Origin of the sequence: Carboxylicivirga linearis (assembly GCF_018271995.1) — a bacterium.
Lineage (GTDB): Bacteria > Bacteroidota > Bacteroidia > Bacteroidales > Marinilabiliaceae > Carboxylicivirga > Carboxylicivirga linearis.
In genome coordinates, this window is record NZ_JAGUCO010000001.1 from 608,531 (window position 1) to 635,239 (window position 26,709).

A 26,709-nucleotide genomic window follows, 5' to 3' on the forward strand; every position below is an offset into this window, starting at 1 on the left:
TAATGTCTAACTATTTATTTGCAATGGAAATTTAAAACAAAATAATACTATGAAGAAGATCGCATTTTTGGCTCTGGTTGTTGTTTTAACGACTGCTTGCTGTCGCGAAAGTAAAAATCAGGAAATGAAAGAAGTGGCAAATATTTCGAAATCAACGGTTAAGTCAACTGTACAAGCTTTAATTACTCAATATGGAGGTGATGTTAAAGCAGTTGCTGAGAGAGGCGTTGAGCACGCTGCTTCGTTGTGGCGAAATACTGATGGAACAGAGGATGCATTTAAATCGTACTGTTTAAATCATTTTATTGCAGACACCAAGGAAAAGGCTCTGACATTTGAGAAGATCAGTCGTAATATTGAAATACTGAGAGGACATTTCAATAAAATCAGCCTTGATTTGCAACGTCCGCTTCAGGAGCCAATGGGTGAAATTTTTGACATAGATAAGGCTTTTGGCGGATACAGTGCTAATGCCCATTTAATTGAAGATATGTATCGCAATAAAATTGCGTTTACAATAGCTTTGAATTTTCCATATTATAGTTTGAAGGAGAAAGAAAAATTGGGTGAAGACTGGACTCGTCAGCAATGGGCTTTTGCTCGATTGGGCGATATGTTTACAGCTCGTATACCGGCTTCCATTCTGCAAAATGTATCAGAGGTATCTGCAGCATCTGAAATGTATATTGCTAATTATAATATTCATATGGGGCATTTGACCGATCAAAGCGGTAATAGCTTCTTTCCTGATGATATGGTTTTGTTGTCTCACTGGAACCTACGCGACGAAATTAAGTCGCAATACAGTAAAGGAATAGATGGTGTTGAAGTACAAGGAAAGGTTTATGCGGTGATGAAGCGAATCATTGATCAAACCATTCCTGAAAAAGTAATTAATAATCCAACCTATGAATGGGATCCGGTTACTAACATTGTTTATTTGGATGGCAAGGCAATTGAGGCTTCTCCTGAAGGAAATGAGCGTTATCAACAGATCATCAATAATTTTCATGCCATGCGAGCCATGGATGAATATTCGCCTTTGAATACTGCTGTCAAGCGTGCTTTTGAAGGTGGTATGGAAATTACACAAAAAGATGCTGAAAAGCTTTTTAAGAAGTTTATGTCATCAGGTGAGTTGAAAAAAGTGGCTGAATTAATAAAAGAACGCTTAGATCGCGATTTAAAACCCTGGGACATTTGGTATGATGGATTTAAAGCTCGTAGCAATATCAATGAAGAAAACCTGAATGCCATCACACAAAAACGCTATCCGAATGCACAGGCTTTGGATGCTGATTTAGCCAATATGTTGGTCAAATTAGGTTTTACAAAAGAGAAAGCTCAATTTTTGTCTGATCGAATTGATGTGGATGCTGCCCGTGGTTCGGGACATGCGTGGGGAGCCGCTATGAAAGGTGAGAATGCTCACTTACGTACCCGAATTCCATCAACAGGTATGGATTACAAAGGCTATAATATTGCAGTACATGAGTTTGGTCATAATGTGGAACAAACCATCTCGTTGTATGATGTGGATTACTATATGCTTAATGGAGTACCTAACACTGCTTTTACCGAGGCCTTAGCCTTTATCTTTCAGAAGCGAGACCTCGAGTTGTTGGGAATTGATAATAAAAATCCTGAAAAAGAAGCATTACAAACATTAGATAATTTCTGGAATACCTTTGAGATAATGGGAGTGTCATTGCTCGACCAAAGAATGTGGTTGTGGCTGTATGATCATCCGGAAGCCAATGCTGATCAGCTAAAAGAAGCTGTGATAAAAATGGCTGTTGATATCTGGAATGAATTTTATGCCCCTGTATTTGGGATGAAAGATGAGCCCATACTGGCTATTTATTCGCATATGATTAATAGTCCTATTTACTTATCGAACTACGCATTTGGACACCTAATTCAGTTTCAGGTAGAGCAATATTTAAAAACAGGAGATTTTGCTAATGAAGTGGAACGGTTGTTCCGTATAGGATGTTTAACACCTAATGCATGGATGCAGGAAGGATTGGGAGAAGATATCTCAATTAAGTCAATAATTAAGGAAGCAGGTAAAACTGTTGAAGCAGTTTCTTAATTTAAAAACAACAATTTTAAGGGTCTAATAATAAAAGTTTAATAAAAAAATAAAGCGGGTAGTCAGCCCGCTTTTATTTTACCAAAAATATTAAGAGTCAATTATTAATCGATTATTCAATCAATTTCTGTAATTTTTTACGTCCGAAAAAGATTCGGCTTTTAACCGTACCGATAGGCATATCAAGCGTTTCGGCAATTTCTTTGTATTTATAACCTTCCATATGCATTTTAAGCGGTTGCTTAAAATCAGAGTTTAGATTATTCATATGTTTGTGAATCTCACCTGTGTAATGGAGTACATCTGGAGTGTCGTCTGTATAGTACTTGTTAGATAGGTAGTTAACCTCATCAACTAACATAGGTGCCTGACGCATCTTGTACCGACGGCGATAATTGTTGATAAATGAATTTCGCATGATTGTGTGCATCCAGGCAGAAAAATTGGTATTCATAACAAATTTTTCACGAGATGATAGTGCGCGAAAATTTGTTTCCTGAACAAGATCATGAGCATCTTCTTCGTTGGCAGTTAAGCTTAGGGCGTAGCTAAACATTTTTTGTTGAAGGTTCAACAAACGGTTGTTAAATTGTTCTGCGGTCATTTTTTTGGGATTTTCGTTAACAACTTGTTTTACTCAACACAACTGCTTGGGTGTTTAACAGCTGGCAATTTCTAAAACATAAAATTTAGTAAAAAAAAATAATATATACAACTGAAAGTCAATCTCGTTAGATTAAAATGCAAAAAAGTAATCAAATACTCAAATACAAATTAAAGGTGAACAAAAATTAATTAACTACCAAATTTGTTTAAGTTTTTTTTAATGGAGTTAATCAATTTTGAATTCAAAAAAAGACATAAGCATCTTAAATACAACAAGAAAAGTAAGTGTTAAGACGTGTTAATTTTTTAAACTTATGTGGAGGTGTTTTGTTTTTGCAAATACAATTAGCGAATTCTTTCTGTATTAGGGAAAACAAATTAAATTTGAATAATCATACAGAAAAAAGGACGAAAGAAATTTAATAGTATTATCCGGGTAAGTTAAAACATTGTAACAATCCGGGTGTTAATTTTATTTCACACTTTATAGTTAAAGGTAAATATGTATTGGGTAAAAAGGGTATATCAGTTTTACATTGACGGTTTTAAAAGTATGCCTGCATGGGGACGAAATTTATGGGTGATTATTTTAATTAAGCTTTTTATCATGTTTGCTGTACTTAAAATGTTTTTTTTCAGAGACACGCTGAAAAATAGGTATCAGACAGATGAAGAAAGAGCTAACCATGTATTAGAAGAATTGATTAATAATTAATACAAATTATATTACAATGCTTGAAAACATTGATCTTACCCTTGTTAATTGGTCAAGGGCGCAATTTGCATTAACAGCCATGTTTCATTGGTTGTTTGTTCCTCTCACTTTAGGATTAGGATTTATAGTTGCTTTTATGGAAAGCATTTATGTTCGCACTGGTGATTTGGAGTGGAAAAGGATAACCAAATTCTGGATGAAGCTATTCGGAATTAACTTTGCCATTGGAGTGGCAACGGGTATTATTCTGGAGTTTGAGTTTGGAACCAACTGGTCAAACTATTCATGGTTTGTAGGTGATATTTTTGGAGCTCCTTTGGCAATTGAAGGTATAATGGCTTTTTTCCTTGAGAGTACCTTTATAGCTGTAATGTTTTTTGGGTGGGGAAAGGTTAGCAAAAAATTCCATTTGGTTGCCACCTGGCTAACGGCTATCGGAGCCAACTTATCGGCCTTATGGATTTTAGTGGCCAATGCCTGGATGCAGAATCCTGTTGGAATGAAGTTTAATCCTGAAACGGCTCGTAACGAAATGGTCAATTTCTGGGATGTTTTCTTGTCTGAAACAGCTGTTAATAAATTCTTGCATACAACCACATCAGGGTATGTTCTAGCATCCATTTTTGTGGTGGGTATTAGTTCATGGTTTCTTTTAAAGAAAAGGCATATTCTGTTTGCGAAACGAAGCATTGTAATCGCATCGGTATTTGGAATTATTTCATCAGCTATGTTGATTGGTACCGGTGATGGATCAGCCAGGGAGATTGCACGTAATCAACCTATGAAATTTGCTGCCATGGAATCGTTGATGGAAGGTCAGACGCAAGCACCGCTAATTGCTGTTGGCTTATTCGGTAAAGCCCCTGATGATCCACTGAATAAAGATTCGGAGTCGGATTTTTTAGTGAAAATTGAAATTCCCAATATGTTATCATACATGGCCTTTTTGAAGGTTGATGCTTTTGTTCCCGGAATTAAAGATTTGGTTTTGGGGAATGAGGTACGCAACATCATGTCTTATAAAGAAAAGATACGGCGAGGCTATGAAGCACAACAAACCTTAAAGGCTTTTAAGGAATCAAAAAACAGCGATCCGGAGGAATATGCTCGATTAAAAGCAAAATTCAATGATAAAGAATGGGTTGATAATTATTTTCGATACTTCGGTTATGGAAATTATTACGATCCTGATCCCGAGCAATTAGAATTAAATGCCTTTAAGATAGTTCCGCCTATTTCAATGTCGTTTTATGCCTTTCATATAATGGTTGGATTAGGTATGCATTTTTTACTGCTTTTTGTAGTGCTGCTTTGGTTAACTGCCCGAAATAAAATAGAGGATAAGAAAGTTGTTTTATATACAGCTTTATGGACCATTCCTTTGGCATATGTTGCAAGCCAGGCAGGCTGGATTGTGGCTGAGGTTGGTCGTCAGCCTTGGGTTATACAGGATTTAATGCCAACCATGTCGGCTGTATCAAAAATTGATTCTACTTCAGTGATGATCACTTTCTGGTTATTTACCATCACCTTTGTTGGATTAGCTATTGCCGAAGTTAAGATTATGACAAAGCAAATTAAAAACGGACCTAAAGAAGGAGGAGACAAATAATGTTTGGAGAATTATCACATTTAGCTTTACAGCAATATTGGTGGGTTATAGTCTCTCTGTTGGGAGCCTTGTTAGTATTTCTCATGTTTGTGCAGGGAGGTCAAACCTTGATTTATACTATAGGTAAAACAGACTTGCAAAGAACAATGTTAGTGAATACCCTTGGTCGTAAATGGGAGTTTACTTTTACTACCCTGGTAACCTTTGGCGGAGCATTCTTTGCTTCGTTCCCATTGTTTTATAGTACCAGTTTTGGTGGTGCCTACTGGGTATGGATTATTATTTTATTTGCTTTTGTGCTGCAGGCAGTGTCATACGAATTCAGAACAAGACCTAATAATTTTTTTGGAGCCAAAACTTTTGAGACCTTCCTGTTTATTAATGGATTAATAGGAACCATCTTTATTGGAACAGCAGTAGCCACTTTCTTTACAGGTTCTGCTTTTTCGGTTAATGATATGAATCAGTCTCAATGGGAATTGACAACTCATGGTTTGGAAGCGGCTTTTAATTTGCATAATTTGTCGTTAGGATTAGCTGTTTTCTTTTTAGCACGTGTTTTAGGATTACTTTATTTTATAAATAGCGTACAGCATGAAGAAATAGAAAAACGTGCCCGCAAGCATTTGTTGTACAATGGAATTCCATTTGTTGTATTTTTCCTAACTTTTTTAATCTGGTTATTACTAAGAGATGGTTTTGCTGTAAATCCGCAAACACAAGAAGTGTTTATGGAACCCTATAAATACTTTCATAATCTGATAGCAATGCCTGTTGTATTGATTATGTTGGTTATAGGTGTAATTGCTGTTTTATTTGGATTAATTGCATCTATTCTAACTAATAAATGTACCAGGGGAATTTGGTCAGCTGGTGGAGGAACTGTATTAACTGTTTTAAGTCTGTTAATGTTAGCTGGATTTAATAATACAGCTTTTTATCCATCAACATATGATTTGCAAAGTTCTTTGACGATACAGAATTCTTCTTCAAGTCATTTTACATTGACTGCCATGAGTTATGTATCACTATTGGTGCCATTTGTTTTGGCATACATAGTGTATGTTTGGAGAGCTATCAATAACAAACCAATCGACGAAGATGAGATGTCTTCGGATGATTTACATGTTTACTAACGAATAAAAGAAGTGATATGAATTACTTACCTCAGATATTATGGTATTTAACTCTTCCTGCAACAATAGCTATTAGTTACTATGCAGTACTGAAGGGATTACAATGGTTCGATAGATCCATTGCGAAAGAAGACAAAGAGTAGGATATATAAGAAACTCCTGAATCGAATGATTCGGGAGTTTTTATTTATTATCTAATTAGGATTTAGATCCTAATAACCATTTAATAATCGAAACAATAATATAATAAAGGATGGTTGCTGCAATTCCTCCCAGTCCTAATAGGGCAATTGAGATGAGCGCAAAGCCCAACAATATAAATCGTTCTTTATTATCTGACCATTTTAGATTTTTAAATTTCAATGAGAACATTGATATCTCACTTACCAACAGTAGGCTGAAAATAAAAATTAGGATTAGAATGATAATTGGATTTAGCCATCCGAACCATTCCGGTTTATTCAGAAACATATAAGCAAAAGAGGCTGTGAATATTCCTGTTGCCGTAGTTGTTAAACCCAGAAAGTTTTCTGTCTGACGAGTGTCAACATTAAATTTAGCGAGGCGAAGAGCTGAAAATATCACCAAAATAAATGGACTGACAATCCAGAACTGCTCTGGTGTTTGCATCTCAGAAAAAGGAACACTAAAGCTTCCCATGATTTTTAATCTTATGATGGCCGACCAGATGGAAGCCGGAGCCATACCAAAGCTGATCAAATCAGCTAAAGAATCCAGTTCTTTTCCCATCTCACTATAGGCCTTCAAAGCTCTGGCAGCGAAACCGTCACTAAAATCAAATAAGGCACCTATAAAAATAAACCATATGGCTTTGTCAACCATCCCGTTTAATGCCAGAAAAGTGGCAAGGGTACCACACAATACATTTAAACTGGTTAAAAAGTTTGGAGCGTGTTTTAAAACTTGCATGTTAATTTTGTATTTGTGCCGAAATATAATGAAACCTTTACACATTCAAAATTTGATGCTAAAGAAGAGTACTTACAATTAATTAAGAATTAAAGTAATTTAATAATGAAATAACGTTTAGTGTGTAAAAAATGTTTATTTTTGATGTTCCTAAACCGAAATGAATATGACTATGTGGACAGAAGAACTATCCGTAAACAATGTTGAAATCGACAACGAACACAAAAAACTATTTGATCTGCTTAATGATTTCTACAAAGGAATTCAGAGTAATTCGCCAAAATTTCAACTGCAAGAATTAATAGTTGGATTATTAGATTACACCAAAACTCATTTTGCCAGAGAAGAAGATTATATGAAGCGAATTGGCTATCCTGAGTTTGATGACCATCAACAACAACATGCAGCTTTTATTGAAAAAGCGCAGTCGTTTCATACCAAACTAACCGAAGGTAAAATGATTCTATCATTGGAAGTAACTAACTTTTTGAAGCAGTGGTTGGTAAATCATATTAAAGGAACCGATCAGAAATATGCCCGATATGCAAGTGAAAATGCAGATAGATTAAAGCAGTTTGCTTATAATTAGGTAGGAAAATTTAAAGAATTGTTTGCAATTAATGTTAATACCTTTATATTTGCTTCAAATTATTTAAAAGACATGACAAATTGTATCCATCATCATCATCATTTAAACCTGCAAACTCGGTAGGCGGTGATTGTTGTGTGTATACTTTAAACAATATTTATCCAAGGCTTACCAAAATGGTAAGCCTTTTTTATTTTATATTAGAATGAATAATAAGAATCATCATAGCGTACATCATTTTCATGCTAATCCTCAGGGATAAGTCGGAATTCTTATATAAAAATATCAGAGACAAGGCTTATCCGTTATCGGGTGAGCCTTTTATTTTAAAAACTAATTAATCATTACCATAATGGAAACCAAAATCAGAATTGCATTACAGAAAAAAGGACGTTTGAACGAAGATTCAATGAAATTATTAAAAGAAGCCGGAATTAAATTTAATTCAGGAAGTGGTAAGTTGGTAGCTTCTTCTCCAAACTTCCCCATTGAAGTATTGTATCTTCGCGATGATGATATCCCTCAAACCGTAGCTGATTCAGTAGCTGATATAGGTATTGTTGGCGAAAACGAAATGGCTGAAAAGAATTTTGATCTCACTATTGCCAAGCGCTTGGGATTTAGTAAATGTCGTTTGTCTTTAGCTATTCCAAAGGCAGATGAATATCCAGGAAATAAGTACTTCGAAGGTAAGAAAATTGCTACTTCATATCCTGTTATTCTGGAGAAATACTTGAAAGAACAAAATATCAAAGCCGATATTCACGAAATTGCAGGATCGGTTGAGATTGCACCAGGAATTGGGTTGGCTGATGGCATTTTTGATATTGTGAGCTCGGGTAGTACCTTAGTGGCTAATCGACTGAAAGAAGTTGAAGTTGTGATGCAGTCAGAGGCATTGTTGGTTTCTGCTCCTAATTTAAGCCCTGAGAAACAACAATTGTTGGATGAAATTATTTTCCGAATTAACTCGGTGATGGCTGCCAACTCTAATAAGTACATATTAATGAATGTGCCAAATGATAAGGTAGATGAGATTGTAAATGTGCTTCCTGGAATGAAAAGCCCTACTGTTTTGCCATTGGCTGATAAAGGATGGAGCTCTGTGCACTCGGTAATTCAGGAAAAGAAATTTTGGGAGATCATCGGACAGCTGAAAAGTATAGGTGCTGAAGGTATCTTGGTTATTCCTATTGAGAAAATGATTCTGTAAGATTTAAAATTAACCTGATGCAAAAAATAGTATATCCCGCAAAGGAGTCATGGGAAGAGTTGCTCGAACGTCCTGACAATGGATTGGAAGACTTATTTGATACAGCCCGTGGTGTGTTGGAAGATGTGAAGCGTAACAAGGATGCGGCTTTAATTAAATATACCCGTATGTTTGATGGCGTTGAGCTGGAGGATTTTAAAGTGTCGCAAGCAGAAATTAATGAAGCTTGTATCAATATTAGTAGCGACCTGAAAGAAGCTATCTTAACAGCCAAGCAAAATATCGAAACATTTCATCAGGCTCAGCTTCGCGAGGTGAAAGTGATTGAAACCATGCCAGGTGTGCAATGCTGGCAAAAAGCTGTGCCAATCGAGAAAGTGGGATTGTATATTCCAGGAGGAACAGCTCCGCTTTTTTCAACTGTTTTAATGTTGGCTATTCCAGCAAAAATTGCAGGATGTAAAGAAGTTGTTTTGTGTACTCCTGCTGGTAAAGATGGTAAGATCAATCCTGCTATTTTATATGCGGCCAACCTGGTTGGAGTAACTAAGATATTTAAGTTGGGTGGAATTCAGGCAATTGGAGCTATGGCTTATGGTACTGAAACAGTTCCTTCAGTATCGAAGATATTTGGTCCGGGTAACCGATTTGTGACAGCAGCCAAGCAAGTGGTAAGTCTGAAGGATGTGGCCATTGATATGCCTGCAGGACCTTCGGAAGTGATGGTGATGGCTGACGAGAGTGCTGAGCCTGCTTTTATTGCAGCTGATCTTCTATCACAGGCTGAGCATGGTGCCGATAGTCAGGTGATATTGGTAACAAACAACGAAGCCTTATTGGATAAAGTTGAAAAGGCACTGGACGAACAACTCAATCAATTATCGCGAAAAGAAGTGGCTGAGAAAGCGTTGGACAACAGTCGAATGATTGTATTAAAGTCGGTGGATGAGATGTTGGAGATGTGCAACGAATATGCACCAGAGCATTTGATTATTTCGATGAGAGATGATGAGGAGATCGGTGCTAAAGTAATGAACGCTGGTTCGATATTCTTAGGTAATTATTCGCCTGAGAGTGCAGGAGATTATGCTTCGGGAACCAATCATACATTGCCTACACACGGATATGCCAAATCGTATAGCGGGGTAAGTACCGAGAGTTTTATGAAGAAGATTACCTATCAGAAAATATCTGAGAAAGGAATTCAGAAGCTAGGACCCGCGATTGAAATTATGGCAGCAGCCGAACAGTTATATGCACATAAAAATGCGGTAACTGTTAGGCTTCAAAAAATCAAAGAATCGAAATAACTTCTAATCCTTGTGTTAAAATGAAAACGCTTGATGAGCTTTTAAGATCAAATATAAAAGGGCTTAAGCCCTATTCATCCGCTCGTGATGAATTTACCGGAGCAGCTTCGGTTTATCTCGATGCCAATGAAAATCCATTTAATCAGCCATACAATCGCTACCCAGATCCATACCAACGTAATCTGAAAGCAAAGATTGCACCGATCAAAGGTGTAAATGCTGATCAGATCTTTTTAGGAAACGGAAGCGATGAACCCATCGATTTATTGTTTCGTGCTTTTTGTGAACCGGGTAAGGATAATGTGGTAAGTATCGATCCTACTTACGGAATGTATCAGGTGGCTGCCGACATCAACAATATAGAAGTGCGTAAAGTGTTGCTGACCGAGGATTTTCAGTTGGATGTGGATGCGCTATTAACCGCTGCAGATGATAATTCTAAATTACTATTTCTTTGTTCTCCCAATAATCCAACAGGAAACTGTTTTAAAGAGGATGATATTGTAGCTATTGTCAAAGAGTTCGATGGTATTGTTGTTTTGGATGAGGCCTACATCGATTTTGCACCTGAGAAAAGTTTATTGAAGCGTATTGACGAATTTTCAAACTTTGTTGTATTACAAACTTTCTCCAAGGCATGGGGAATGGCAGGTATACGTTTGGGGATGGCTTTTGCCTCGAAAGAGTTGATAAAAGTGCTGAGTAATATAAAATATCCATACAATATTAATATACTTACACAGGAAAAAGCATCGGAACTTTTGGATAAGGAAGATGATAAGCAGCAATGGGTTGAAACGTTGCTGAAAGAAAGAGAACAAATGAATTCCGATCTTCAGCAATTCTCATTCGTACAAAAGATTTATCCATCAGATGCCAATTATCTGTTGGTAAAAGTGGATGATGCCCGAGGTTTGTATGATTATCTTGTGGGTGAGGAAATTATTATTCGCGATCGTTCGTCGGTGGCATTATGTGCCGGGTGTTTACGAATTACTGTGGGGACAGCTGATGAAAATAAGCTATTGATGAAAGCATTAAAAACATATCAGAAATAAGTTTTAAATCCAATTCAATAATGAAAATCCAAATTCTATTAAGTGTGTTACTGTTGAGTGCAAATACAATGTACGGTCAAAAAGAAAAAATCAACCTTTGGGAGGGTCAAGCACCCTTTAATAACGATGTTCAGGTAGAAGAGCAGGATGTTAATAATCGTGTTTCGCGAGTTACTGTTCCGCAGCTTTATCATTACCCTGTAAAAAGCAAGGAAGCCAAACCAGCCATTATTATTATTCCCGGTGGAGGATATGCTCGCGAGGCTATCGATCACGAGGGGTATATGGCAGCTGAATGGTTTAATAAACTAGGATTCGAGGCTTTTGTGTTGAAGTATCGTTTGCCCGATGATGATTTGTTTGAAAACTCAAGCTATGTTCCATTGATGGATGCGCAGCAGGCGGTTTATTTGGTTCGATCCAAAGCCAAAGAATATAATATCAATCCGGCAAGAGTGGGTGTAATTGGTTTCTCGGCGGGTGGACATTTGGCTGCATCTGTGTCCACCTTGTTTACTCATCCGGTTGATGATAAAAGAACATCAGAAGAGGTTCGCCCTGATTTTTCGGTATTGATGTACCCTGTTATTAGCATGGATAAAGCATGCACACACATGGGAAGTCGTGAGAATTTGATTGGTAAAGATCCAGCCGTTAGTATGGTTGATTATTTCTCGGTAGAAAACCAGGTGACTGAAAAAACACCGGTTACCCTAATGGTTCATGCCATTAACGATGGGGCTGTGCCTGTTGAAAACTCAGACCGATATGCCCAAAACTTGTTTGAAAAAGGTGGCGATGTTACTAAAGTGATTCTTCCTACCGGAGGTCATGGATTTGGATTTGCTGCCGACAGGCCAGTTGCTTATTGGACTCAGTATTTAGAAGTGTGGTTGAAAACCAAGATTATTAAGTAAGGTTGGTAGCGCGAATTTCTAATTCGTGCTTGAGCTATTTAAAAATTAATCTAAATGCAAAAGAAAAAAATACTATTTATAGATCGGGACGGTACCCTTATTGTGGAACCTCCCGTAGATTACCAGGTCGATAGTCTGGAGAAGCTGGAGTATTTTCCTGGTGTTTTTCAAAACTTATCAAAGATAGCTCAGCAACTCGATTTCTACCTGGCTATGGTCACCAATCAGGATGGATTGGGAACGGCTTCTTTTCCGGAAGATACCTTTTGGCCGGCTCAAAATAAGATGATGAAGGCTTTAGAGGGGGAAGGAATCACCTTTGATAAGGTGCATATCGATCCTACCTTGCCCGAAGAGAATGCGCCTACGCGTAAGCCCGGAACTGCAATGCTAACTGAATACATCGAAGGAGATTACGATTTGGAAGGTTCATTTGTAATTGGAGATCGAATTACCGATGTGCAACTGGCTAAGAATCTGGGTTGTAAAGCTATTTTACTTCAAGGTAAAGAAGCAGGAGATAAGATGTTGGCCGAAGCTGGGTTAACAGAGGTGTGTGCCTTGCTTACTGACCAATGGAATGAGGTAGCTGCCTTTTTATTTAAATCAGAAAGAAGTGCCGAAGTGGTGCGTTCAACTGCTGAAACAAGCATAAAGGTGGCTGTTAATTTGGATGGATCGGGCAAGTGCAATATATCAACCGGATTGAATTTCTTCGATCATATGTTGGAGCAGATAGGTCGTCACTCGGGGTGTGATTTAACGGTTGAGGTAAAGGGCGATTTACATGTCGACGAACATCATACCATGGAAGATACGGCCATTGTGTTGGGCGAGGCTTTTAAAAAGGCTTTGGGCGATAAACGTGGAATTGAGCGTTATGGTTTTTGCCTGCCTATGGATGATTGTCTGGCGCAAGTAGCCATCGATTTTGGTGGACGACCCTGGTTGGTGTGGGAAACCGAATTTAAGCGCGAGATGATTGGCGATACTCCTACCGAGATGTTTCATCATTTCTTCAAGAGTTTTTCCGATGCGGCAGCCTGCAACCTTAATATAAAGGCCGAAGGAGGCAACGAGCATCATAAAATAGAAGGTATTTTTAAAGCACTGGCACGTGCCATCAGGGCCGCCATTCGCAAAGATCCATACAACGATCAACTACCCAGTACCAAAGGGATGTTGTAAAAAAAATAGCTATTAGCTATTGGCTGCTGGCTGATAGCTAATAGTTTATCAATAATAACTATAACTACACTGCAGGTTGCTGATCCTTTCTTTATTTACAGAGCATGGGAAATTCTCGGGTTTGAATGAATCATTGTATTTTCTTATATAGGTCTGCTTTGTAAGATGCTTGCTGCTTAAATATACATACGGATTGGTTTTGTCTTTTTTCTTCATTTCTGCTGTATTAGCATCCATAAAAACCAGTCCGGCATAAAGTCCATTTTGGGGCACTACAATATTTAGCTTCTTAACATCAAACAAAATTTTATTGGAATAAGGAGCTATGTCAACCACCAGGTTTTCGGTCATCAATATTTCTTCCGGCTCATTTTTATAGTTATAGGTGTAAAGCCTCAATCCGGCTATTCGCTTGGTGCGGGTTCTTTTGCAATAAAAGGTAAGGTTATTCAGAGTACTTCCTTTGGGTACAGGAATAAAACTAATTATTTCCATGCCTTTAGAAGCACATACAGAGCAGGCTATTTTACCTTGGTCTTTTACCTTTTTAAGCTTTGTTTTTTGCGATGTTACCACCACTTCCTTAAGGGCAATATCATTTTTTTGAAGTACTACATATAAGGTATCATTATAATCGTCAATCTTAATTTGCTCCGAGATATATCCTATGCAACTAACGGCAAGGCTGTCTTTATTGCTTATCAATTCAAAACAACCATCGGTGTTGGAGTAGCAGCCCTTATTAGTTCCAGTAACGGAAATAGTAGCATAAGGTATGGGGTGATCATAGCTGTTAATAATTTTTCCTTTAATTCGTTGTTGAGCTTCAAGTACAGAAATGTTTATCAGCAATGCAATAATAAGAGTAAGGTATTTCATTGGTTAGGTTATTTCATTATAGTGGCAAAGATAGAATCTTTTCATAATTAACACTTCGCGTAACCTTTATCATTTCTTAGGCTCGTTTTTTTCGTTTAATTTGCTGTATTGCTAACAAATGAATCAGGTGTTTTTATGGAACCCACCCAAGAGCTTGAATTATCGCAGATATACAACCGGCGTGTAACGGATAAAGATATTTTTCAGGAATTAATGACCTTTAAGGTGCGCGAAATACTGCTGGTAGCCAATCACTATGATGCCTACAGTATTGTACGCGAAGGTCGTTTCTTCGATAAGATAGCCGGCGAGTATCTTCAGCTAAACCTTTTTACAGCCCCTCGAATTACCAGTGTTAATAGTGCCGATGAGGCATTGCTACTGCTGAAAGAACGTAGCTTTGAGATGGTGATTGTAATGGCCGGACTGGATAAGAAACAGCCTTTAAAAATCAGTCATCAAATAAAGGAAGCCGAGCCTGAGGTGCCTATATTATTATTGGTGAATAACAATGCCGATCTTAAGTTTTTTGATGAGGCCAGTGGTAACATCGATAATATTGAACGGGTATTTGTGTGGAACGGTGATTCGCGTGTTTTTTTGGCTATGATTAAATACGTTGAAGATAAAAAAAACGTTGCCAAAGATGTTCATGTAGGTGATGTTCGTATCATACTGCTGGTTGAGGATTCGCAGAAATATTACACCCGTTACCTGCCTTTACTATACTCTATTATAATGCGTCAGACACAGGCTATTCTGGAAGAAGAAAGTCTGGGACAGATTCATCGAATGCTTAAAATGCGTGTTCGTCCTAAAATACTGTTGGTAAGTAATTACGAAGATGCGGTAGAAGTGGTTGATAAGTATACCGATAATTTAATTTGCCTTATTTCCGATGTAAAATACAAGCGCAATGGCCTGGATGATGAAAATGCCGGTGTGGAGCTAATCAAAAATGTGAAATCAAAAATTGTGATACCCTCGCTACTACAATCATCCGATCCTGAAAATGCAGAGAAAGCAAAATTGGTTAATGCTGAGTTTATCGATAAAAATTCCGATAGTCTAAGCCTTGATATTTATAACTTTATTCATCAACGACTGGGCTTTGGTAATTTTGTATTTACCAATAGCCGGGGTGCCAAGGTGGCTGAGGCGCATAACCTGAGAGAATTTGTGCAGTGTCTGGCTGATGTTCCGCCAGAGTCATTGTTGTATCATGCCCGTAGGAATGGTTTATCAACCTGGTTGATGGCCAGGGGTGAGATAACTATTGCTAAACGGCTTCGTCCATATCGTATAGAAGATTTTGAAAGTTTCACCAAACTACGTCAGGTTATTTTAGATGTTTTTGAAGATGTTCGTCTCGAGCGTTTACGAGGGAGGGTGGTGAGCTTCGAGAAGTCGTTGGTTAAAAGTAGTAGGTATGTAATACGTATCGGAGAAGGCTCGTTTGGAGGTAAGGGAAGAGGAATGGCATTTCTGAGTAATTTTATCGAGAATATCGATTTCGATGAAATTGTACAAGATATTAATATTCGTATTCCGGCAACAGCCATTATCGGGGCAGATGAGTTCACACATTTTATTGAAAAAAACAATTTATATACACTGGCTTTTGTCGAGCAGAAATATGAAGAGATTAAAAAACTATTTCTGAAGGCTGAATTAAGTGATGAAGTCAATGAGAAGCTCTATCAGTACCTCGAGCAGGTCACTTGTCCTTTAGCTATTCGTTCTTCGGGATTGTTTGAAGATAGTTTGCTTCAGCCTTTTGCAGGTGTATATGCAACCTACATGGTTCCCAACAATAATTCAGATATCAATATTCGGTTTAAGCAATTATGCACAGCCATTAAGCTCGTTTATGCTTCTATGTTCAGCGATTCCGCCAAAGCCTATTTCGATGCTGTAAACTATAAGATTGAAGAAGAAAAGATGGCAGTTATCATTCAACAGGTGGTAGGCCAGCGAGTGGGTGATCGTTATTATCCACACATAAGTGGTGTGGCCCAATCGTATAATTACTATCCATTCTCGTATATGAAACCTGAAGATGGATTTGCAGTGTTGGGAGTTGGGTTGGGTAAGTATGTAGTGGGTGGCGAAAAAGCTTATCGTTTTTGTCCCAAGCATCCTAAGTTAGAGTTAAATTCTATTCAGGATCAGATTAAGGATTCGCAATCATATTTCTATGCTCTTAATCTTGATGATGAAGAGCTAGATATGGAGAGTGGTGGTGAAGATGCATCTATACTTAAACTCAGTATTAAAGAAGTCGAGGAAGATGGCAACCTCAGACATTGTGCTTCGGTGTATGACATGAACTACGATAGGATGGTAAACGATTTTAGTAAGCGCGGCCCACGGGTCTTAAATTTTGCCAATATCCTCAAGTACGATTATATACCCCTGGCACCCACACTCGATATGTTGCTCCGTTTTTTTAAACAAGCTATGGGGGCACCCGTTGAGATTGAGTTTGCCGTTGATATGGATGCCGGACGAAGGAACTTACCTACCTTATATCTATTGCAAATAAAACCATTAATCCGCATTGAAAACCATGTGGAAATCAATTTTGATGAGGTGCCTCAAGAAAGGTTGTTGCTTCAATCGAATAAAGGAATGGGTAATGGGCATATCAATTATATTACTGATGTAGTGTATATGAATATTGATGTGTTTGATCGCACCCAAACCGAAGAAATGGGTAAAGAAGTGGCTGAGCTCAATAAGTATTTCGAGAAAGAAGGTAAAGAATATGTGTTGATTGGTCCCGGTCGATGGGGTACTCGCGATCGGTTTACCGGAATACCTGTTTATTGGTCCCAAATATCGCATGCCAGGGTGATTGTGGAGATGGGATTACCTAACTTTCCGTTAGATGCTTCGCTGGGATCTCACTTCTTTCATAATGTTACCTCTATGAATGTGGGCTATTTTAGTATTCATCAGAATGGCTTGGATAAGATGGTTAATTTTGATGTATTGAAAAAGCAGGATTTGATATCAGAAACAAAATACTTTAAGCATGTACGTTTTGCCGAGCCATTGGAAATTCTAATGGATGGAAAGAAGCAAAAGGCCGCCATCATTCATAAGTAAATAAAATGTTACCGTTGGGTTGGGTAAGTCAATTGTCAAGTATGGATTCCTCCTTTAGTAGTTGACATGGCTAGTTAAACTCTTTCTGTGATGATTTGTTAAAAGATTATTAATCAGTCATAAATAGAAAGAGTATGATGAATCCTGAAGACTTTTATTATCCGTCGAAAGAGGTGGTAGAATATGCCACCGTAAAATCATATGATGACCTGTATCAGTCGTCAATCGAAAATCGCGAACGCTTTTGGGAAGAAGAGGCACGACAACTCGAATGGTACAAACCCTGGGATAAAGTGTTGGATAATTCCAATCATCCGTTTTATAAATGGTTTGTGGGAGGAAAAACCAATATAGTACACAATGCCCTTGACCGCCATTTAAAAACAGCCAATAAAAATAAGTTGGCTCTTATTTGGGAAGGCGAACCCGGCGATGTTCGTACTTTCTCGTATCATGCTCTTAACAGAGAGGTTTGTGAGTTTGCCAATATTCTTAAAGCTATGGGTGTTCGTAAAGGTGATATTGTTACTATTTATATGCCTCAGATACCGGAACAGATCATTGCAATGCTGGCTTGTGCTAAAATTGGGGCGGCTCATTCGGTGGTGTATGGCGGATTTAGTCACGAAGCTTTGGCGGAAAGAATTAATGCAGCTAAAAGTCGTGTAGTAATTACAGCTGATGGAGGATTCAGAAGAGGTAAGCCTACTAAATTAAAATCCATTGTTAATAAAGCCATGGAGATGTCCCCTACCATGGAGGTTTGTATCACAGTGAAAAGAACGGGTGAAGATGTGTACATGGAAAACGATCGTGATTACTGGTATCACGATTTAAAATCATTGCCCATTTCAGGTCATAAATGTGCCACCGAAGAGATGGATGCCGAAGATATGCTCTTTCTGTTATATACGTCCGGATCAACAGGCAAGCCTAAAGGTTTGGTGCATACGCATGGAGGGTATAGTGTTTATACCTCGGCAACTCATCGAATGGTGTTTGATGTCAAACCCGAAGATCGATGGTGGTGTGCAGCCGATCCGGGCTGGATTACCGGTCATAGTTACATGGTGTATGGTCCGCTTATTAATGGGTCAACAATTTTTATGTACGAAGGTGCACCTAATCATCCCTATCCCGACAGATGGTGGCGAATGATTGATAAATACGGTATTAGCATTTTGTATACTTCTCCAACGGCTATTCGTGGTTTGATGCGCTTTGGTGAGTCGTGGGTGAAAAGACATGATATTAGCTCTCTTCGTTTACTGGGATCTGTGGGTGAGCCCATCAATCCCGAAGCCTGGAAATGGTATCACGAAACCATTGGCGATGGTAAATGTCCGATTATGGATACCTGGTGGCAAACCGAAACAGGCGGTTTTGTGATTACGCCATTGCCCATTACTCCATTAAAACCAGGCTCGGCAACCAAGCCTTTCTTTGGGCATGAAGTGGGTATTGTTGATGAAAATGGAAAAGATGTGGCTCCCAATGAAGTAGGGGCACTCGTTATAAAAAATCCCTGGCCGGGTATGGCACGTACTATTATGGGTGATGATGACAGGTATTACGAAACGTATTGGAAGAGATTTGATGATAAGAAATATTATCATGCCGGAGATTCAGCAAAAAAAGACGAAGATGACTATTATTGGATAATTGGTCGTAGCGATGATGTAATTAAGGTAAGTGGTTACCGACTGGGAACGGCTGAAATAGAGAGTGCAGTAGTTAGTCATCCGGCAGTGGCTGAGGCTGCCGCTATAGCCTTGCCTCATGAACTAAAAGGAAACAGTATTCATGTATATGCTATTCTTCGTGAAGGCAGAGAACCGGGTAAGGAATTAGAAAGAGAGATTCTTGATCATGTAGCAAAAGCAATGGGGCCTATTGCCAAGCCCGAAGAAGTTGTTTTTGTTGATAGCCTGCCTAAAACACGTAGCGGAAAGATTATGCGCCGTGTACTTAAGGCTCGTGCTTTGGGTGAGGATGAAGGCGATTTAAGTACTTTAGATGATTAAAATAAAAAAGGCAAAAGTGCCATCATTCACTTTTGCCTTTTATTTATCCTAATTGCTAAAAGCTAGCTGCTAATAGCTTTTTATCCCTGATAAGTGCTGTAACCCGTAGTTTCCATTTTGCGGTCTACCTTTTTAACTAATCCTTGTAAAACTTTTCCAGGACCTACTTCAGTGAAAGATGATACTCCATCAGCAATCATATTCTGAACGGTTTGAGTCCATTTTACAGGTGCGGTTAATTGAGCAACCAAATTTTCTTTAATTGTAGCAGGATCAGTTACTGCTGCTGCATTTACATTCTGGTAAACAGGGCAGATAGGAGCGCTAAACTCAGTTGCTTCAATAGCGGCTGCTAATTCGGCACGAGCAGGTTCCATTAATGGTGAGTGGAATGCTCCACCAACAGGTAACTTTAATGCACGTTTAGCGCCTTTTTCAGTAAGTACCTCGCAAGCTTTGTCTACACCTGCAATCGAACCTGAAATAACTAATTGACCCGGGCAGTTATAATTAGCTGCTACTACAACATCTTCAATGCTGTCACAAGCTTCTTCTACCACTGCGTCTTCCAATCCCACGATGGCTGCCATTGTTGAAGGTTCTGCTTCGCAGGCTTTTTGCATTGCTAAAGCGCGTTGCGAAACCAATTTTAATCCGTCTTCGAAGTTCATAGCTCCGGCTGAAACCAATGCTGAAAATTCTCCTAACGAGTGACCTGCAGTCATCTCTGGTTTGAATGTTTCGCCAAGTGTTTTAGCTAATATTACAGAGTGTAAAAAAATTGCAGGTTGAGTCACCTTGGTTTGTTTAAGGTCTTCATCAGTACCTTCAAACATTAGGTCGGTAATACGAAATCCTAAAATCTCGTTTGCCTTTTCAAATAAATCTTTGGCTTCAGGAGAATTGTCATACAAATCTTTACCCATCCCAACGTATTGGGCTCCCTGACCAGGAAATACAAATGCTTTCATGCGTTTTGATTTTGATTAATACTGCAGTCAAGTATTATTTACCATTGCCATCCTTATGTCAAAGGTTCTTGACTTTTAGCATATTCACTCATTTTATCAGCCTGCAAAGGTAATGCAAATAATTTCAAAGGATGAAAAGAAAAATCGAAAAAGTTAAAAAGGGTAAAAGTAGAAAAGTGGTACAAATGTTGTTTAGAGCAGTAAAATACTGCAAAAATCAAAGCATCAGTTAAATCGGAAAATTACGAGAGACAAGGAGATCATTAAGCGAAATGGAGTGTTAAAAATTCTAACAAATTGTTTTTTAGGTAGAAATTCGACTAATAATTGAAAAAAAATAAAGCTTGTGATGCACTTTTTTAATTGAAAATTAGTACTTTTGCAGCGCTTTTTTGTCTAAAAACGTCAAAGGAGTTGAAAATCAGTGGGGTTTTTAAGGGCAAAGTGTACCTTTTAAAGCCCGTTTTTAAGTAGAAAAAAGATTGTTTAATACAATATATTTTAATTTTTATGCCAACAATTCATCAGTTAGTTAAAAAAGGACGAAACAAGCAGGTGGAAAAAAGTAAGTCACGTGCTTTAGATGCATGTCCTCAACGACGAGGCGTGTGTGTGAGGGTGTATACCACTACACCAAAGAAACCTAACTCAGCAATGAGAAAGGTAGCAAGGGTGCGTTTAACCAACGGAAAAGAGGTGAACGCTTACATTCCAGGAGAAGGACACAACTTACAGGAACACAGTATTGTACTTGTTCGTGGAGGTAGGGTAAAAGATCTTCCGGGTGTGCGCTATCACTTAGTACGTGGTGCTTTAGATGCATCAGGAGTTGACGGTCGTACGCAGCGCCGTTCTAAGTATGGTACTAAACGACCAAAGGCTGCTAAGAAGTAATAATTGTGTAGTGAGTTGTTTACTTGGATTGAAATTGCCGGTTGAGTAAATGTAAAAGTTGAAGACTAGGAACGACAGCCAAGGGATAACAAAGTAAACAAAGAGAAAGATGAGAAAAAGTAAACCAAAAAAGAGGATCATTCTTCCAGATCCAAGATTTAACGACACTCAGGTGACACAGTTTGTGAACAACCTGATGTTGGATGGTAAGAAGTCTACTGCATTCCGTATTTTTTATGATGCAATGGATCGTATTGCCGACAAAGCTGAAAAAGAAGGTAAGCCAGCATTGGAAATCTTCAAAAAAGCATTAGAAAATATTACTCCTGCGGTTGAGGTTAAAAGCCGTCGTGTTGGTGGAGCTACATTTCAGGTTCCAACGGAGATTCGTCCTGCCCGTAAAATGTCCATCAGCATGAAAAACTTGATTTTATTCGCACGTAAGCGTAGCGGAAAATCAATGGCAGAAAAATTATCTGCTGAAATTGTTGCTGCATACAATATGGAAGGCGCAGCCTTCAAGAAGAAAGAAGACATGCATAAAATGGCGGAAGCTAACCGTGCTTTTGCTCACTTTAGATTTTAATCATTAATTTTTTGATTTAATTGTCATGGGAAAGGCAGATCTTAAAAAGACCAGAAACATTGGGATTATGGCCCATATCGATGCTGGTAAAACAACTACCACAGAGCGTATTTTGTTTTATACTGGTATCACTCACAAAATTGGTGAGGTACACGATGGAGCAGCTACAATGGACTGGATGGAGCAAGAGCAGGAGCGTGGTATTACCATTACTTCAGCCGCTGTAACCACAAACTGGATTCACGAAGGTGTTGAAAACAAAATTAACATCATCGATACTCCGGGACACGTTGACTTTACTGTTGAGGTAGAGCGTTCATTGCGTGTGTTAGATGGTGCAGTTGCATTGTTCTGTGCAGTAGGTGGAGTTGAGCCTCAGTCTGAAACTGTATGGCGTCAGGCTAATAAATATAATGTACCACGTATCGGTTTCGTTAATAAAATGGACCGTTCAGGAGCTAACTTCTTCGAAGTAGTTCGTCAGGTGCGTGAAATGTTAGGTGCAAATCCTGTACCTATTCAAATTCCTATCGGAGCAGAAGACGACTTCAAAGGAGTAATTGATTTGATCGAGAATAAAGCAGTTGTTTGGTTTGATGACGAACAATTAGGATCTCGTTACGAATTACAAGATATTCCTGCTGAGTTGGCTGATGAAGCTGAAGAGTGGAGAGGTAAATTAATCGAAGCTGTTGCTGAGCACGATGATGCTTTAATGGAGCGTTATTTCGAAGATCCTGAGTCAATTACTCGCGACGAGATGATTGAGGTGATTCGTAAAGCTACTATTGCTCAAACCATCACTCCAATGATGTGTGGTTCAGCATTTAAAAACAAAGGTGTTCAGCGTTTGTTAGATGCAGTTATTCAGTACCTACCAAGTCCGCTTGATGTAGATGCTATCGAAGGAGTAAATCCTAAAACAGAAGAAACTGTATCTTACGAGATTGACGACGAAGCACCTCTTTCAGCTTTAGCATTTAAAATTGCAACTGACCCATTCGTAGGTCGTTTGTGTTTTATGCGTATCTATTCAGGTAAAATTGAAGCAGGTTCATACGTATTGAATACTCGTACTAGCAAAAAAGAGCGTATCTCACGTTTATTCCAAATGAAATCTAACAAGCAGTTACCTCGTGAGGTGATTGGTGCTGGTGATATTTGTGCCGGTGTTGGTTTCAAAGATATTCGTACAGGTGATACTCTTTGTGACGAGAAAAATCCTATCGTTTTAGAATCAATGGACTTCCCAGAGCCAGTAATTGGTGTTGCTGTTGAGCCATTGAGCCAGAAAGATATGGATAAGTTAGGTGTTGCACTAGGTAAATTGGCCGAAGAGGATCCAACATTCCGTGTACAAACTAACGAAGAAACTGGTCAAACAGTAATCTCAGGTATGGGTGAGCTTCACCTTGAGGTATTGATCGACCGTTTGAAGCGTGAATTCAAAGTTGAGTGTAACCAAGGAGCTCCTCAGGTAACTTACAAAGAAACTATCACTGGTCAGGTTGAACACCGCGAGGTTTTCAAGAAGCAGTCTGGTGGTCGTGGTAAGTTTGCTGATATCCAGTTCCGCATGGGACCTGTTGATGAAGGTCAATCAGGACTTCAATTTATCAATGAAATTAAAGGTGGTAATATTCCTAAAGAATTTATTCCATCTGTTGAAAAAGGATTCAAAGATGCTATGTTAAACGGTGTATTAGCCGGTAACGAAGTAGAAGATTTGAAAGTAGTTCTTTTCGACGGTTCATTCCACGCGGTTGACTCGGATCAGTTATCATTTGAGATTGCAGCTCGTCAAGGATTTAAAGCTGCATCAGCAAAAGCTAATCCAGTTTTACTTGAGCCTATTATGCGTGTTGAAGTAGTTACTCCAGAAGAGTACATGGGTGATATCATCGGTGACTTTAACAAGCGTCGTGGACAGGTAGAAGGAATGGAAGAAAAAGCCGGAGCACGTGTAGTGAAAGCTAAGGTGCCATTGGCAGAGATGTTTGGTTATGTAACAGCGTTACGTACTATCTCTTCTGGTCGTGCTACATCGTCAATGGAGTTTTTACAGTACGCTGATGTACCTAAAAACATTGCTGTTGAAGTAGTAAAAGAAGCAAAAGGAAAAGTAGAATTATTATAAGAATTAGTGTTCTCCACTATGAGTCAGAAAATTAGAATAAAACTTAAATCTTACGATCACAACTTGGTTGACAAGTCAGCTGAGAAGATCGTAAAGACAGTAAAGAGCACAGGTGCAGTGGTTAGCGGTCCTATTCCGCTACCTACTCACAAGCGTATCTTTACTGTGTTGCGCTCCACTTTCGTGAATAAGAAGTCACGTGAGCAATTTCAATTATCATCATACAAGCGTTTGATTGATATTTACAGCTCTACAGCTAAAACAATCGATGCATTGATGAAGCTTGAATTGCCTAGTGGTGTAGAAGTAGAAATTAAAGTGTGATAATCTTAAATGTTTAAACAATGCCAGGACTAATTGGAAAGAAAATCGGAATGACATCCGTTTTCAGTGCCGATGGAAAAAATGTTCCATGCACTGTTATCGAAGCAGGCCCTTGCGTGGTTACCCAGGTTAAAACTGTGGAAACCGACGGTTACGAGGCTGTACAGTTGGCGTTTGACGAAAAAAGAGAGAAAAGCACCAATCAACCTCAAGCTGGTCACTTCAAAAAGGCTAGCACTACGCCTAAGCGTAAGGTTGTTGAGTTCGCTGAATTTGAGCAAGAGTTCAAATTAGGTGATACTTTAGGTGTTGATTATTTCGAAGAAGACACTTTTGTAGACATTACCGGAATTTCAAAAGGTAAAGGTTTTCAAGGTGTAGTTAAACGTCACGGGTTTGGTGGAGTAGGTCAGTCTACTCACGGACAGCACAATCGTTTGCGTGCTCCTGGATCTATTGGTGCAGCGTCATATCCTGCAAGAGTATTCAAAGGTATGCGCATGGCTGGTCGTACCGGTGGTGACAGAGTAAAGGTTGAAAACCTTAAAGTGATTAAAGTGATTCCTGAGAACAACCTTATTTTGGTTAAAGGTTCTGTTCCGGGAGCAAAAGGCTCATATCTAATTATTGAAAAGTAATGGAACTGAACGTAGTAACTATAGAAGGAAAAGATACGGGACGTAAAGTAACGTTACCGGAAACTGTATTCGGAATTGAGCCCAGCGATCATGCCATTTACCTAGATGTAAAACAATACTTGGCTAATAATCGTCAAGGGACTCATAAGTCGAAAGAACGTGCTGAAATAGCAGGAAGTACCAAAAAGATTAAAAAGCAAAAAGGTACAGGTACTGCGCGTGCAGGTAGCATTAAGTCTCCTGTATTCGTAGGTGGAGGTCGTGTATTCGGTCCTCGCCCACGTAACTATGGCTTTAAGCTGAACAAGAAATTAAAGCAGTTAGCTCGTAAATCTGCGTTGGCTTACAAAGCTCAAAACCAAATGATCACTGTTTTGGAAGACTTCAACTTCGAAGCTCCAAAAACTAAAGAATATGCAGCAATGGTTGCTAATCTTAAGTTGAACGGACAACGTTCATTGTTGGTATTGAAAGAAGCTAACGACAATATCTACCGCTCGGCTCGTAATATTCAACGTGCTGATGTAGCTACTATCGCTGATTTAAGCACATATGACATCATGAAAGCTAAAAGCTTGGTGTTAGTGGAGAGCTCAGTAGAAGAATTCGGTAAACTGTTTAATGTATAAGGAGGCTAGTCATGAAAGTTATTATTAAACCGATTGTAACCGAAAAAATGACAGAACTTGGCGAGAAGTTGAACCGCTACGGATTTGTTGTTGATAAGAGAGCTAACAAGCTTCAGATCAAAGACGCCGTTGAAGAGTTGTACAACGTAACCGTTACATCTGTCAATACAATGGTATATGCCGGTAAAGAAAAATCGCGCTATACTAAGAGTGGAGTTATTGTTGGTAGAACAAATTCCTTCAAAAAAGCAGTGGTAACACTCGCTGAAGGAGAACAGATAGATTTTTATAGCAATATCTAATAAAAATGGCAGTAAGAAAACTAAAGCCCACGACACCGGGGCAGAGACACAAAGTTATTGGTGCGTTTGATACGATTACCTCAAGCACACCAGAAAAGTCCTTATTGAAGCCGTTGAAAAAATCCGGAGGTAGAAATAACTCCGGAAAAATGACCATCCGAAATATCGGTGGCGGCCACAAGAGGAGGTATAGGGTAATCGACTTTAAAAGAGACAAAGACGGTGTTAATGCAACAGTAGAGTCGATTCAGTACGATCCAAACCGTAGTGCTCGTATTGCATTGCTCGAATACGCTGATGGAGAAAAAAGGTACATTCTTGCACCTAACGGGTTGCAGGTAGGGCAAGAAATTGCTTCAGGCTCAGGAGTGGCTCCTGAGATCGGTAACAGCTTGCCTTTGAGCGAGATTCCACTTGGATCCATTATCCACAACATCGAGTTGCGTCCGGGACAAGGAGGTATTATGGCACGTAGTGCTGGTACTTTTGCGCAATTAGCTGCTCGTGAAGGAAAATATGCCGTTGTAAAATTACCTTCAGGTGAAACCAGAATGGTATTGGTAACATGTCGTGCTACTTTAGGTGCGGTTGGTAACTCAGATCACGCATTAGAGCGTTCAGGTAAAGCTGGTCGCAGCCGTTGGTTGGGTAACCGTCCACGCGTACGTGGTGTAGCTATGAACCCAGTTGATCACCCAATGGGTGGTGGTGAAGGACGTTCTTCAGGAGGACACCCAAGATCTCGTACAGGGGTATTGGCTAAGGGTTATAAAACTCGTCACAAGAAGAAGGCTTCAAACCAATACATCATTGAAAGAAGGAAAAAATAACCGGTTAATTTAAAC

Annotated in this window: 25 protein-coding genes; 21 read left to right on the forward strand and 4 right to left on the reverse strand. The window is 38.8% G+C overall.

The genetic code is table 11. From position 1 onward, the window contains the following. Positions 1–49 precede the first annotated feature (49 nt). The gene (locus KEM10_RS02690; RefSeq protein ID WP_212213149.1) at positions 50–2,095 is read left to right on the forward strand and encodes a hypothetical protein; all 2,046 of its coding nucleotides are present in this window, start codon (positions 50–52) and stop codon (positions 2,093–2,095) included. Positions 2,096–2,207: 112 nt separating this feature from the next. On the opposite strand, the gene KEM10_RS02695 is transcribed toward KEM10_RS02690, so the two are convergent. Next, entirely contained in the window at positions 2,208–2,699 is a 492-nt protein-coding gene (locus tag KEM10_RS02695) for a sigma-70 family RNA polymerase sigma factor (protein WP_212213151.1), read from the reverse strand. Between the two features lie 504 nt (positions 2,700–3,203). On the opposite strand from KEM10_RS02695, the gene KEM10_RS02700 reads away from it, so the two are divergent. Genes KEM10_RS02700 through KEM10_RS24500 form a run of 4 tightly spaced genes read left to right on the forward strand, consistent with a single transcriptional unit; the run spans position 3,204 to position 6,307 of the window. Continuing rightward, positions 3,204–3,416, forward strand: coding sequence for a DUF4492 domain-containing protein (locus tag KEM10_RS02700; RefSeq protein ID WP_212213153.1), 213 nt, complete (start codon positions 3,204–3,206; stop codon positions 3,414–3,416). Between the two features lie 16 nt (positions 3,417–3,432). Then, entirely contained in the window at positions 3,433–5,028 is a 1,596-nt protein-coding gene (locus tag KEM10_RS02705) for a cytochrome ubiquinol oxidase subunit I (protein ID WP_244825487.1), read from the forward strand. Further along, positions 5,028–6,164, forward strand: a complete 1,137-nt coding sequence (gene cydB / locus KEM10_RS02710) for a cytochrome d ubiquinol oxidase subunit II (RefSeq protein ID WP_212213155.1) — start codon at positions 5,028–5,030, stop codon at positions 6,162–6,164. Before KEM10_RS02705 ends, cydB begins: the two co-directional genes overlap by 1 nt. A 17-nt stretch (positions 6,165–6,181) precedes the next feature. Next, the gene (locus KEM10_RS24500) at positions 6,182–6,307 is read left to right on the forward strand and encodes a hypothetical protein (RefSeq protein ID WP_262897910.1); all 126 of its coding nucleotides are present in this window, start codon (positions 6,182–6,184) and stop codon (positions 6,305–6,307) included. A 55-nt stretch (positions 6,308–6,362) separates the two neighbouring features. Here the strand turns inward: KEM10_RS24500 and KEM10_RS02715 are convergent, their stop codons facing one another. Further along, a complete protein-coding gene (locus KEM10_RS02715; RefSeq protein ID WP_244825488.1) occupies positions 6,363–7,094 on the reverse strand; it encodes a CDP-alcohol phosphatidyltransferase family protein in 732 nt (243 codons plus the stop codon). 166 nt (positions 7,095–7,260) lie between these two features. On the opposite strand from KEM10_RS02715, the gene KEM10_RS02720 reads away from it, so the two are divergent. The 6 genes from KEM10_RS02720 (at position 7,261) to hisB (ending at position 13,369) form a co-directional block, all read left to right on the forward strand. Next, entirely contained in the window at positions 7,261–7,683 is a 423-nt protein-coding gene (locus KEM10_RS02720; RefSeq protein ID WP_244825490.1) for a bacteriohemerythrin, read from the forward strand. A 352-nt stretch (positions 7,684–8,035) separates the two neighbouring features. After that, entirely contained in the window at positions 8,036–8,896 is an 861-nt protein-coding gene (gene hisG / locus KEM10_RS02725; RefSeq protein WP_212213161.1) for an ATP phosphoribosyltransferase, read from the forward strand. A 17-nt stretch (positions 8,897–8,913) separates the two neighbouring features. After that, complete coding sequence (gene hisD / locus KEM10_RS02730; RefSeq protein WP_212213164.1) at positions 8,914–10,206, forward strand: histidinol dehydrogenase; 1,293 nt, start codon at positions 8,914–8,916, stop codon at positions 10,204–10,206. A 20-nt stretch (positions 10,207–10,226) separates the two neighbouring features. Then, on the forward strand, positions 10,227–11,264 hold the full coding sequence (hisC, locus tag KEM10_RS02735; protein WP_212213167.1) for a histidinol-phosphate transaminase: 1,038 nt from the start codon (positions 10,227–10,229) through the stop codon (positions 11,262–11,264). A gap of 20 nt (positions 11,265–11,284) precedes the next feature. Beyond that, entirely contained in the window at positions 11,285–12,181 is an 897-nt protein-coding gene (locus tag KEM10_RS02740) for an alpha/beta hydrolase (RefSeq protein ID WP_212213172.1), read from the forward strand. Positions 12,182–12,235: 54 nt separating this feature from the next. After that, positions 12,236–13,369, forward strand: a complete 1,134-nt coding sequence (hisB, locus tag KEM10_RS02745; protein ID WP_212213174.1) for a bifunctional histidinol-phosphatase/imidazoleglycerol-phosphate dehydratase HisB — start codon at positions 12,236–12,238, stop codon at positions 13,367–13,369. 48 nt (positions 13,370–13,417) lie between these two features. Here hisB and KEM10_RS02750 read toward each other — a convergent pair whose 3' ends face one another. Continuing rightward, positions 13,418–14,248, reverse strand: a complete 831-nt coding sequence (locus KEM10_RS02750; protein ID WP_212213177.1) for a carboxypeptidase-like regulatory domain-containing protein — start codon at positions 14,246–14,248, stop codon at positions 13,418–13,420. A 135-nt stretch (positions 14,249–14,383) separates the two neighbouring features. On the opposite strand from KEM10_RS02750, the gene KEM10_RS02755 reads away from it, so the two are divergent. Continuing rightward, positions 14,384–17,359 (forward strand): PEP/pyruvate-binding domain-containing protein, encoded by a 2,976-nt coding sequence (locus KEM10_RS02755; RefSeq protein ID WP_212213180.1) that lies wholly within the window; start codon positions 14,384–14,386, stop codon positions 17,357–17,359. A 134-nt stretch (positions 17,360–17,493) separates the two neighbouring features. Next, positions 17,494–19,383 (forward strand): acetate--CoA ligase, encoded by a 1,890-nt coding sequence (gene acs, locus KEM10_RS02760; RefSeq protein ID WP_212213183.1) that lies wholly within the window; start codon positions 17,494–17,496, stop codon positions 19,381–19,383. Between the two features lie 80 nt (positions 19,384–19,463). Here the strand turns inward: acs and fabD are convergent, their stop codons facing one another. Next, positions 19,464–20,354 (reverse strand): ACP S-malonyltransferase, encoded by an 891-nt coding sequence (gene fabD, locus KEM10_RS02765; RefSeq protein ID WP_212213186.1) that lies wholly within the window; start codon positions 20,352–20,354, stop codon positions 19,464–19,466. A gap of 510 nt (positions 20,355–20,864) precedes the next feature. On the opposite strand from fabD, the gene rpsL reads away from it, so the two are divergent. The 8 genes from rpsL to rplB all read left to right on the forward strand — a co-directional run bounded on the left by rpsL (position 20,865) and on the right by rplB (position 26,694). Then, positions 20,865–21,248 carry a 30S ribosomal protein S12 gene (rpsL, locus tag KEM10_RS02770; protein ID WP_212213189.1) on the forward strand — a complete coding sequence of 128 codons (384 nt, stop codon included), beginning with the start codon at positions 20,865–20,867 and terminating at the stop codon, positions 21,246–21,248. 109 nt (positions 21,249–21,357) lie between these two features. Further along, positions 21,358–21,834 carry a 30S ribosomal protein S7 gene (rpsG, locus tag KEM10_RS02775; protein WP_212213192.1) on the forward strand — a complete coding sequence of 159 codons (477 nt, stop codon included), beginning with the start codon at positions 21,358–21,360 and terminating at the stop codon, positions 21,832–21,834. A 25-nt stretch (positions 21,835–21,859) separates the two neighbouring features. Beyond that, entirely contained in the window at positions 21,860–23,971 is a 2,112-nt protein-coding gene (fusA, locus tag KEM10_RS02780; RefSeq protein WP_212213194.1) for an elongation factor G, read from the forward strand. A 6-nt stretch (positions 23,972–23,977) separates the two neighbouring features. Next, a complete protein-coding gene (gene rpsJ, locus KEM10_RS02785; RefSeq protein ID WP_449508521.1) occupies positions 23,978–24,295 on the forward strand; it encodes a 30S ribosomal protein S10 in 318 nt (105 codons plus the stop codon). Positions 24,296–24,315: 20 nt separating this feature from the next. After that, positions 24,316–24,933, forward strand: a complete 618-nt coding sequence (gene rplC, locus KEM10_RS02790) for a 50S ribosomal protein L3 (RefSeq protein WP_212213198.1) — start codon at positions 24,316–24,318, stop codon at positions 24,931–24,933. Continuing rightward, the gene (gene rplD, locus KEM10_RS02795; RefSeq protein WP_212213201.1) at positions 24,933–25,562 is read left to right on the forward strand and encodes a 50S ribosomal protein L4; all 630 of its coding nucleotides are present in this window, start codon (positions 24,933–24,935) and stop codon (positions 25,560–25,562) included. Before rplC ends, rplD begins: the two co-directional genes overlap by 1 nt. An 11-nt stretch (positions 25,563–25,573) precedes the next feature. Next, a complete protein-coding gene (gene rplW, locus KEM10_RS02800; protein ID WP_212213205.1) occupies positions 25,574–25,864 on the forward strand; it encodes a 50S ribosomal protein L23 in 291 nt (96 codons plus the stop codon). A 5-nt stretch (positions 25,865–25,869) separates the two neighbouring features. Beyond that, positions 25,870–26,694, forward strand: coding sequence for a 50S ribosomal protein L2 (gene rplB, locus KEM10_RS02805; RefSeq protein WP_212213208.1), 825 nt, complete (start codon positions 25,870–25,872; stop codon positions 26,692–26,694). The last annotated feature ends 15 nt before the right edge of the window (positions 26,695–26,709 follow it).

Excerpts from the sequence above, each read along its gene's own strand:
- KEM10_RS02690 (WP_212213149.1), top strand. The coding sequence starts at position 50 with ATGAAGAAGATCGCATTTTTGGCTCTGGTTGTTGTTTTAACGACTGCT.
- KEM10_RS02695 (WP_212213151.1), bottom strand. The coding sequence starts at position 2,699 with ATGACCGCAGAACAATTTAACAACCGTTTGTTGAACCTTCAACAAAAA.
- KEM10_RS02700 (WP_212213153.1), top strand. The coding sequence starts at position 3,204 with ATGTATTGGGTAAAAAGGGTATATCAGTTTTACATTGACGGTTTTAAA.
- KEM10_RS02705 (WP_244825487.1), top strand. The coding sequence starts at position 3,433 with ATGCTTGAAAACATTGATCTTACCCTTGTTAATTGGTCAAGGGCGCAA.
- cydB (WP_212213155.1), top strand. The coding sequence starts at position 5,028 with ATGTTTGGAGAATTATCACATTTAGCTTTACAGCAATATTGGTGGGTT.
- KEM10_RS24500 (WP_262897910.1), top strand. The coding sequence starts at position 6,182 with ATGAATTACTTACCTCAGATATTATGGTATTTAACTCTTCCTGCAACA.
- KEM10_RS02715 (WP_244825488.1), bottom strand. The coding sequence starts at position 7,094 with ATGCAAGTTTTAAAACACGCTCCAAACTTTTTAACCAGTTTAAATGTA.
- KEM10_RS02720 (WP_244825490.1), top strand. The coding sequence starts at position 7,261 with ATGACTATGTGGACAGAAGAACTATCCGTAAACAATGTTGAAATCGAC.
- hisG (WP_212213161.1), top strand. The coding sequence starts at position 8,036 with ATGGAAACCAAAATCAGAATTGCATTACAGAAAAAAGGACGTTTGAAC.
- hisD (WP_212213164.1), top strand. The coding sequence starts at position 8,914 with ATGCAAAAAATAGTATATCCCGCAAAGGAGTCATGGGAAGAGTTGCTC.
- hisC (WP_212213167.1), top strand. The coding sequence starts at position 10,227 with ATGAAAACGCTTGATGAGCTTTTAAGATCAAATATAAAAGGGCTTAAG.
- KEM10_RS02740 (WP_212213172.1), top strand. The coding sequence starts at position 11,285 with ATGAAAATCCAAATTCTATTAAGTGTGTTACTGTTGAGTGCAAATACA.
- hisB (WP_212213174.1), top strand. The coding sequence starts at position 12,236 with ATGCAAAAGAAAAAAATACTATTTATAGATCGGGACGGTACCCTTATT.
- KEM10_RS02750 (WP_212213177.1), bottom strand. The coding sequence starts at position 14,248 with ATGAAATACCTTACTCTTATTATTGCATTGCTGATAAACATTTCTGTA.
- KEM10_RS02755 (WP_212213180.1), top strand. The coding sequence starts at position 14,384 with ATGGAACCCACCCAAGAGCTTGAATTATCGCAGATATACAACCGGCGT.
- acs (WP_212213183.1), top strand. The coding sequence starts at position 17,494 with ATGATGAATCCTGAAGACTTTTATTATCCGTCGAAAGAGGTGGTAGAA.
- fabD (WP_212213186.1), bottom strand. The coding sequence starts at position 20,354 with ATGAAAGCATTTGTATTTCCTGGTCAGGGAGCCCAATACGTTGGGATG.
- rpsL (WP_212213189.1), top strand. The coding sequence starts at position 20,865 with ATGCCAACAATTCATCAGTTAGTTAAAAAAGGACGAAACAAGCAGGTG.
- rpsG (WP_212213192.1), top strand. The coding sequence starts at position 21,358 with ATGAGAAAAAGTAAACCAAAAAAGAGGATCATTCTTCCAGATCCAAGA.
- fusA (WP_212213194.1), top strand. The coding sequence starts at position 21,860 with ATGGGAAAGGCAGATCTTAAAAAGACCAGAAACATTGGGATTATGGCC.
- rplC (WP_212213198.1), top strand. The coding sequence starts at position 24,316 with ATGCCAGGACTAATTGGAAAGAAAATCGGAATGACATCCGTTTTCAGT.
- rplD (WP_212213201.1), top strand. The coding sequence starts at position 24,933 with ATGGAACTGAACGTAGTAACTATAGAAGGAAAAGATACGGGACGTAAA.
- rplW (WP_212213205.1), top strand. The coding sequence starts at position 25,574 with ATGAAAGTTATTATTAAACCGATTGTAACCGAAAAAATGACAGAACTT.
- rplB (WP_212213208.1), top strand. The coding sequence starts at position 25,870 with ATGGCAGTAAGAAAACTAAAGCCCACGACACCGGGGCAGAGACACAAA.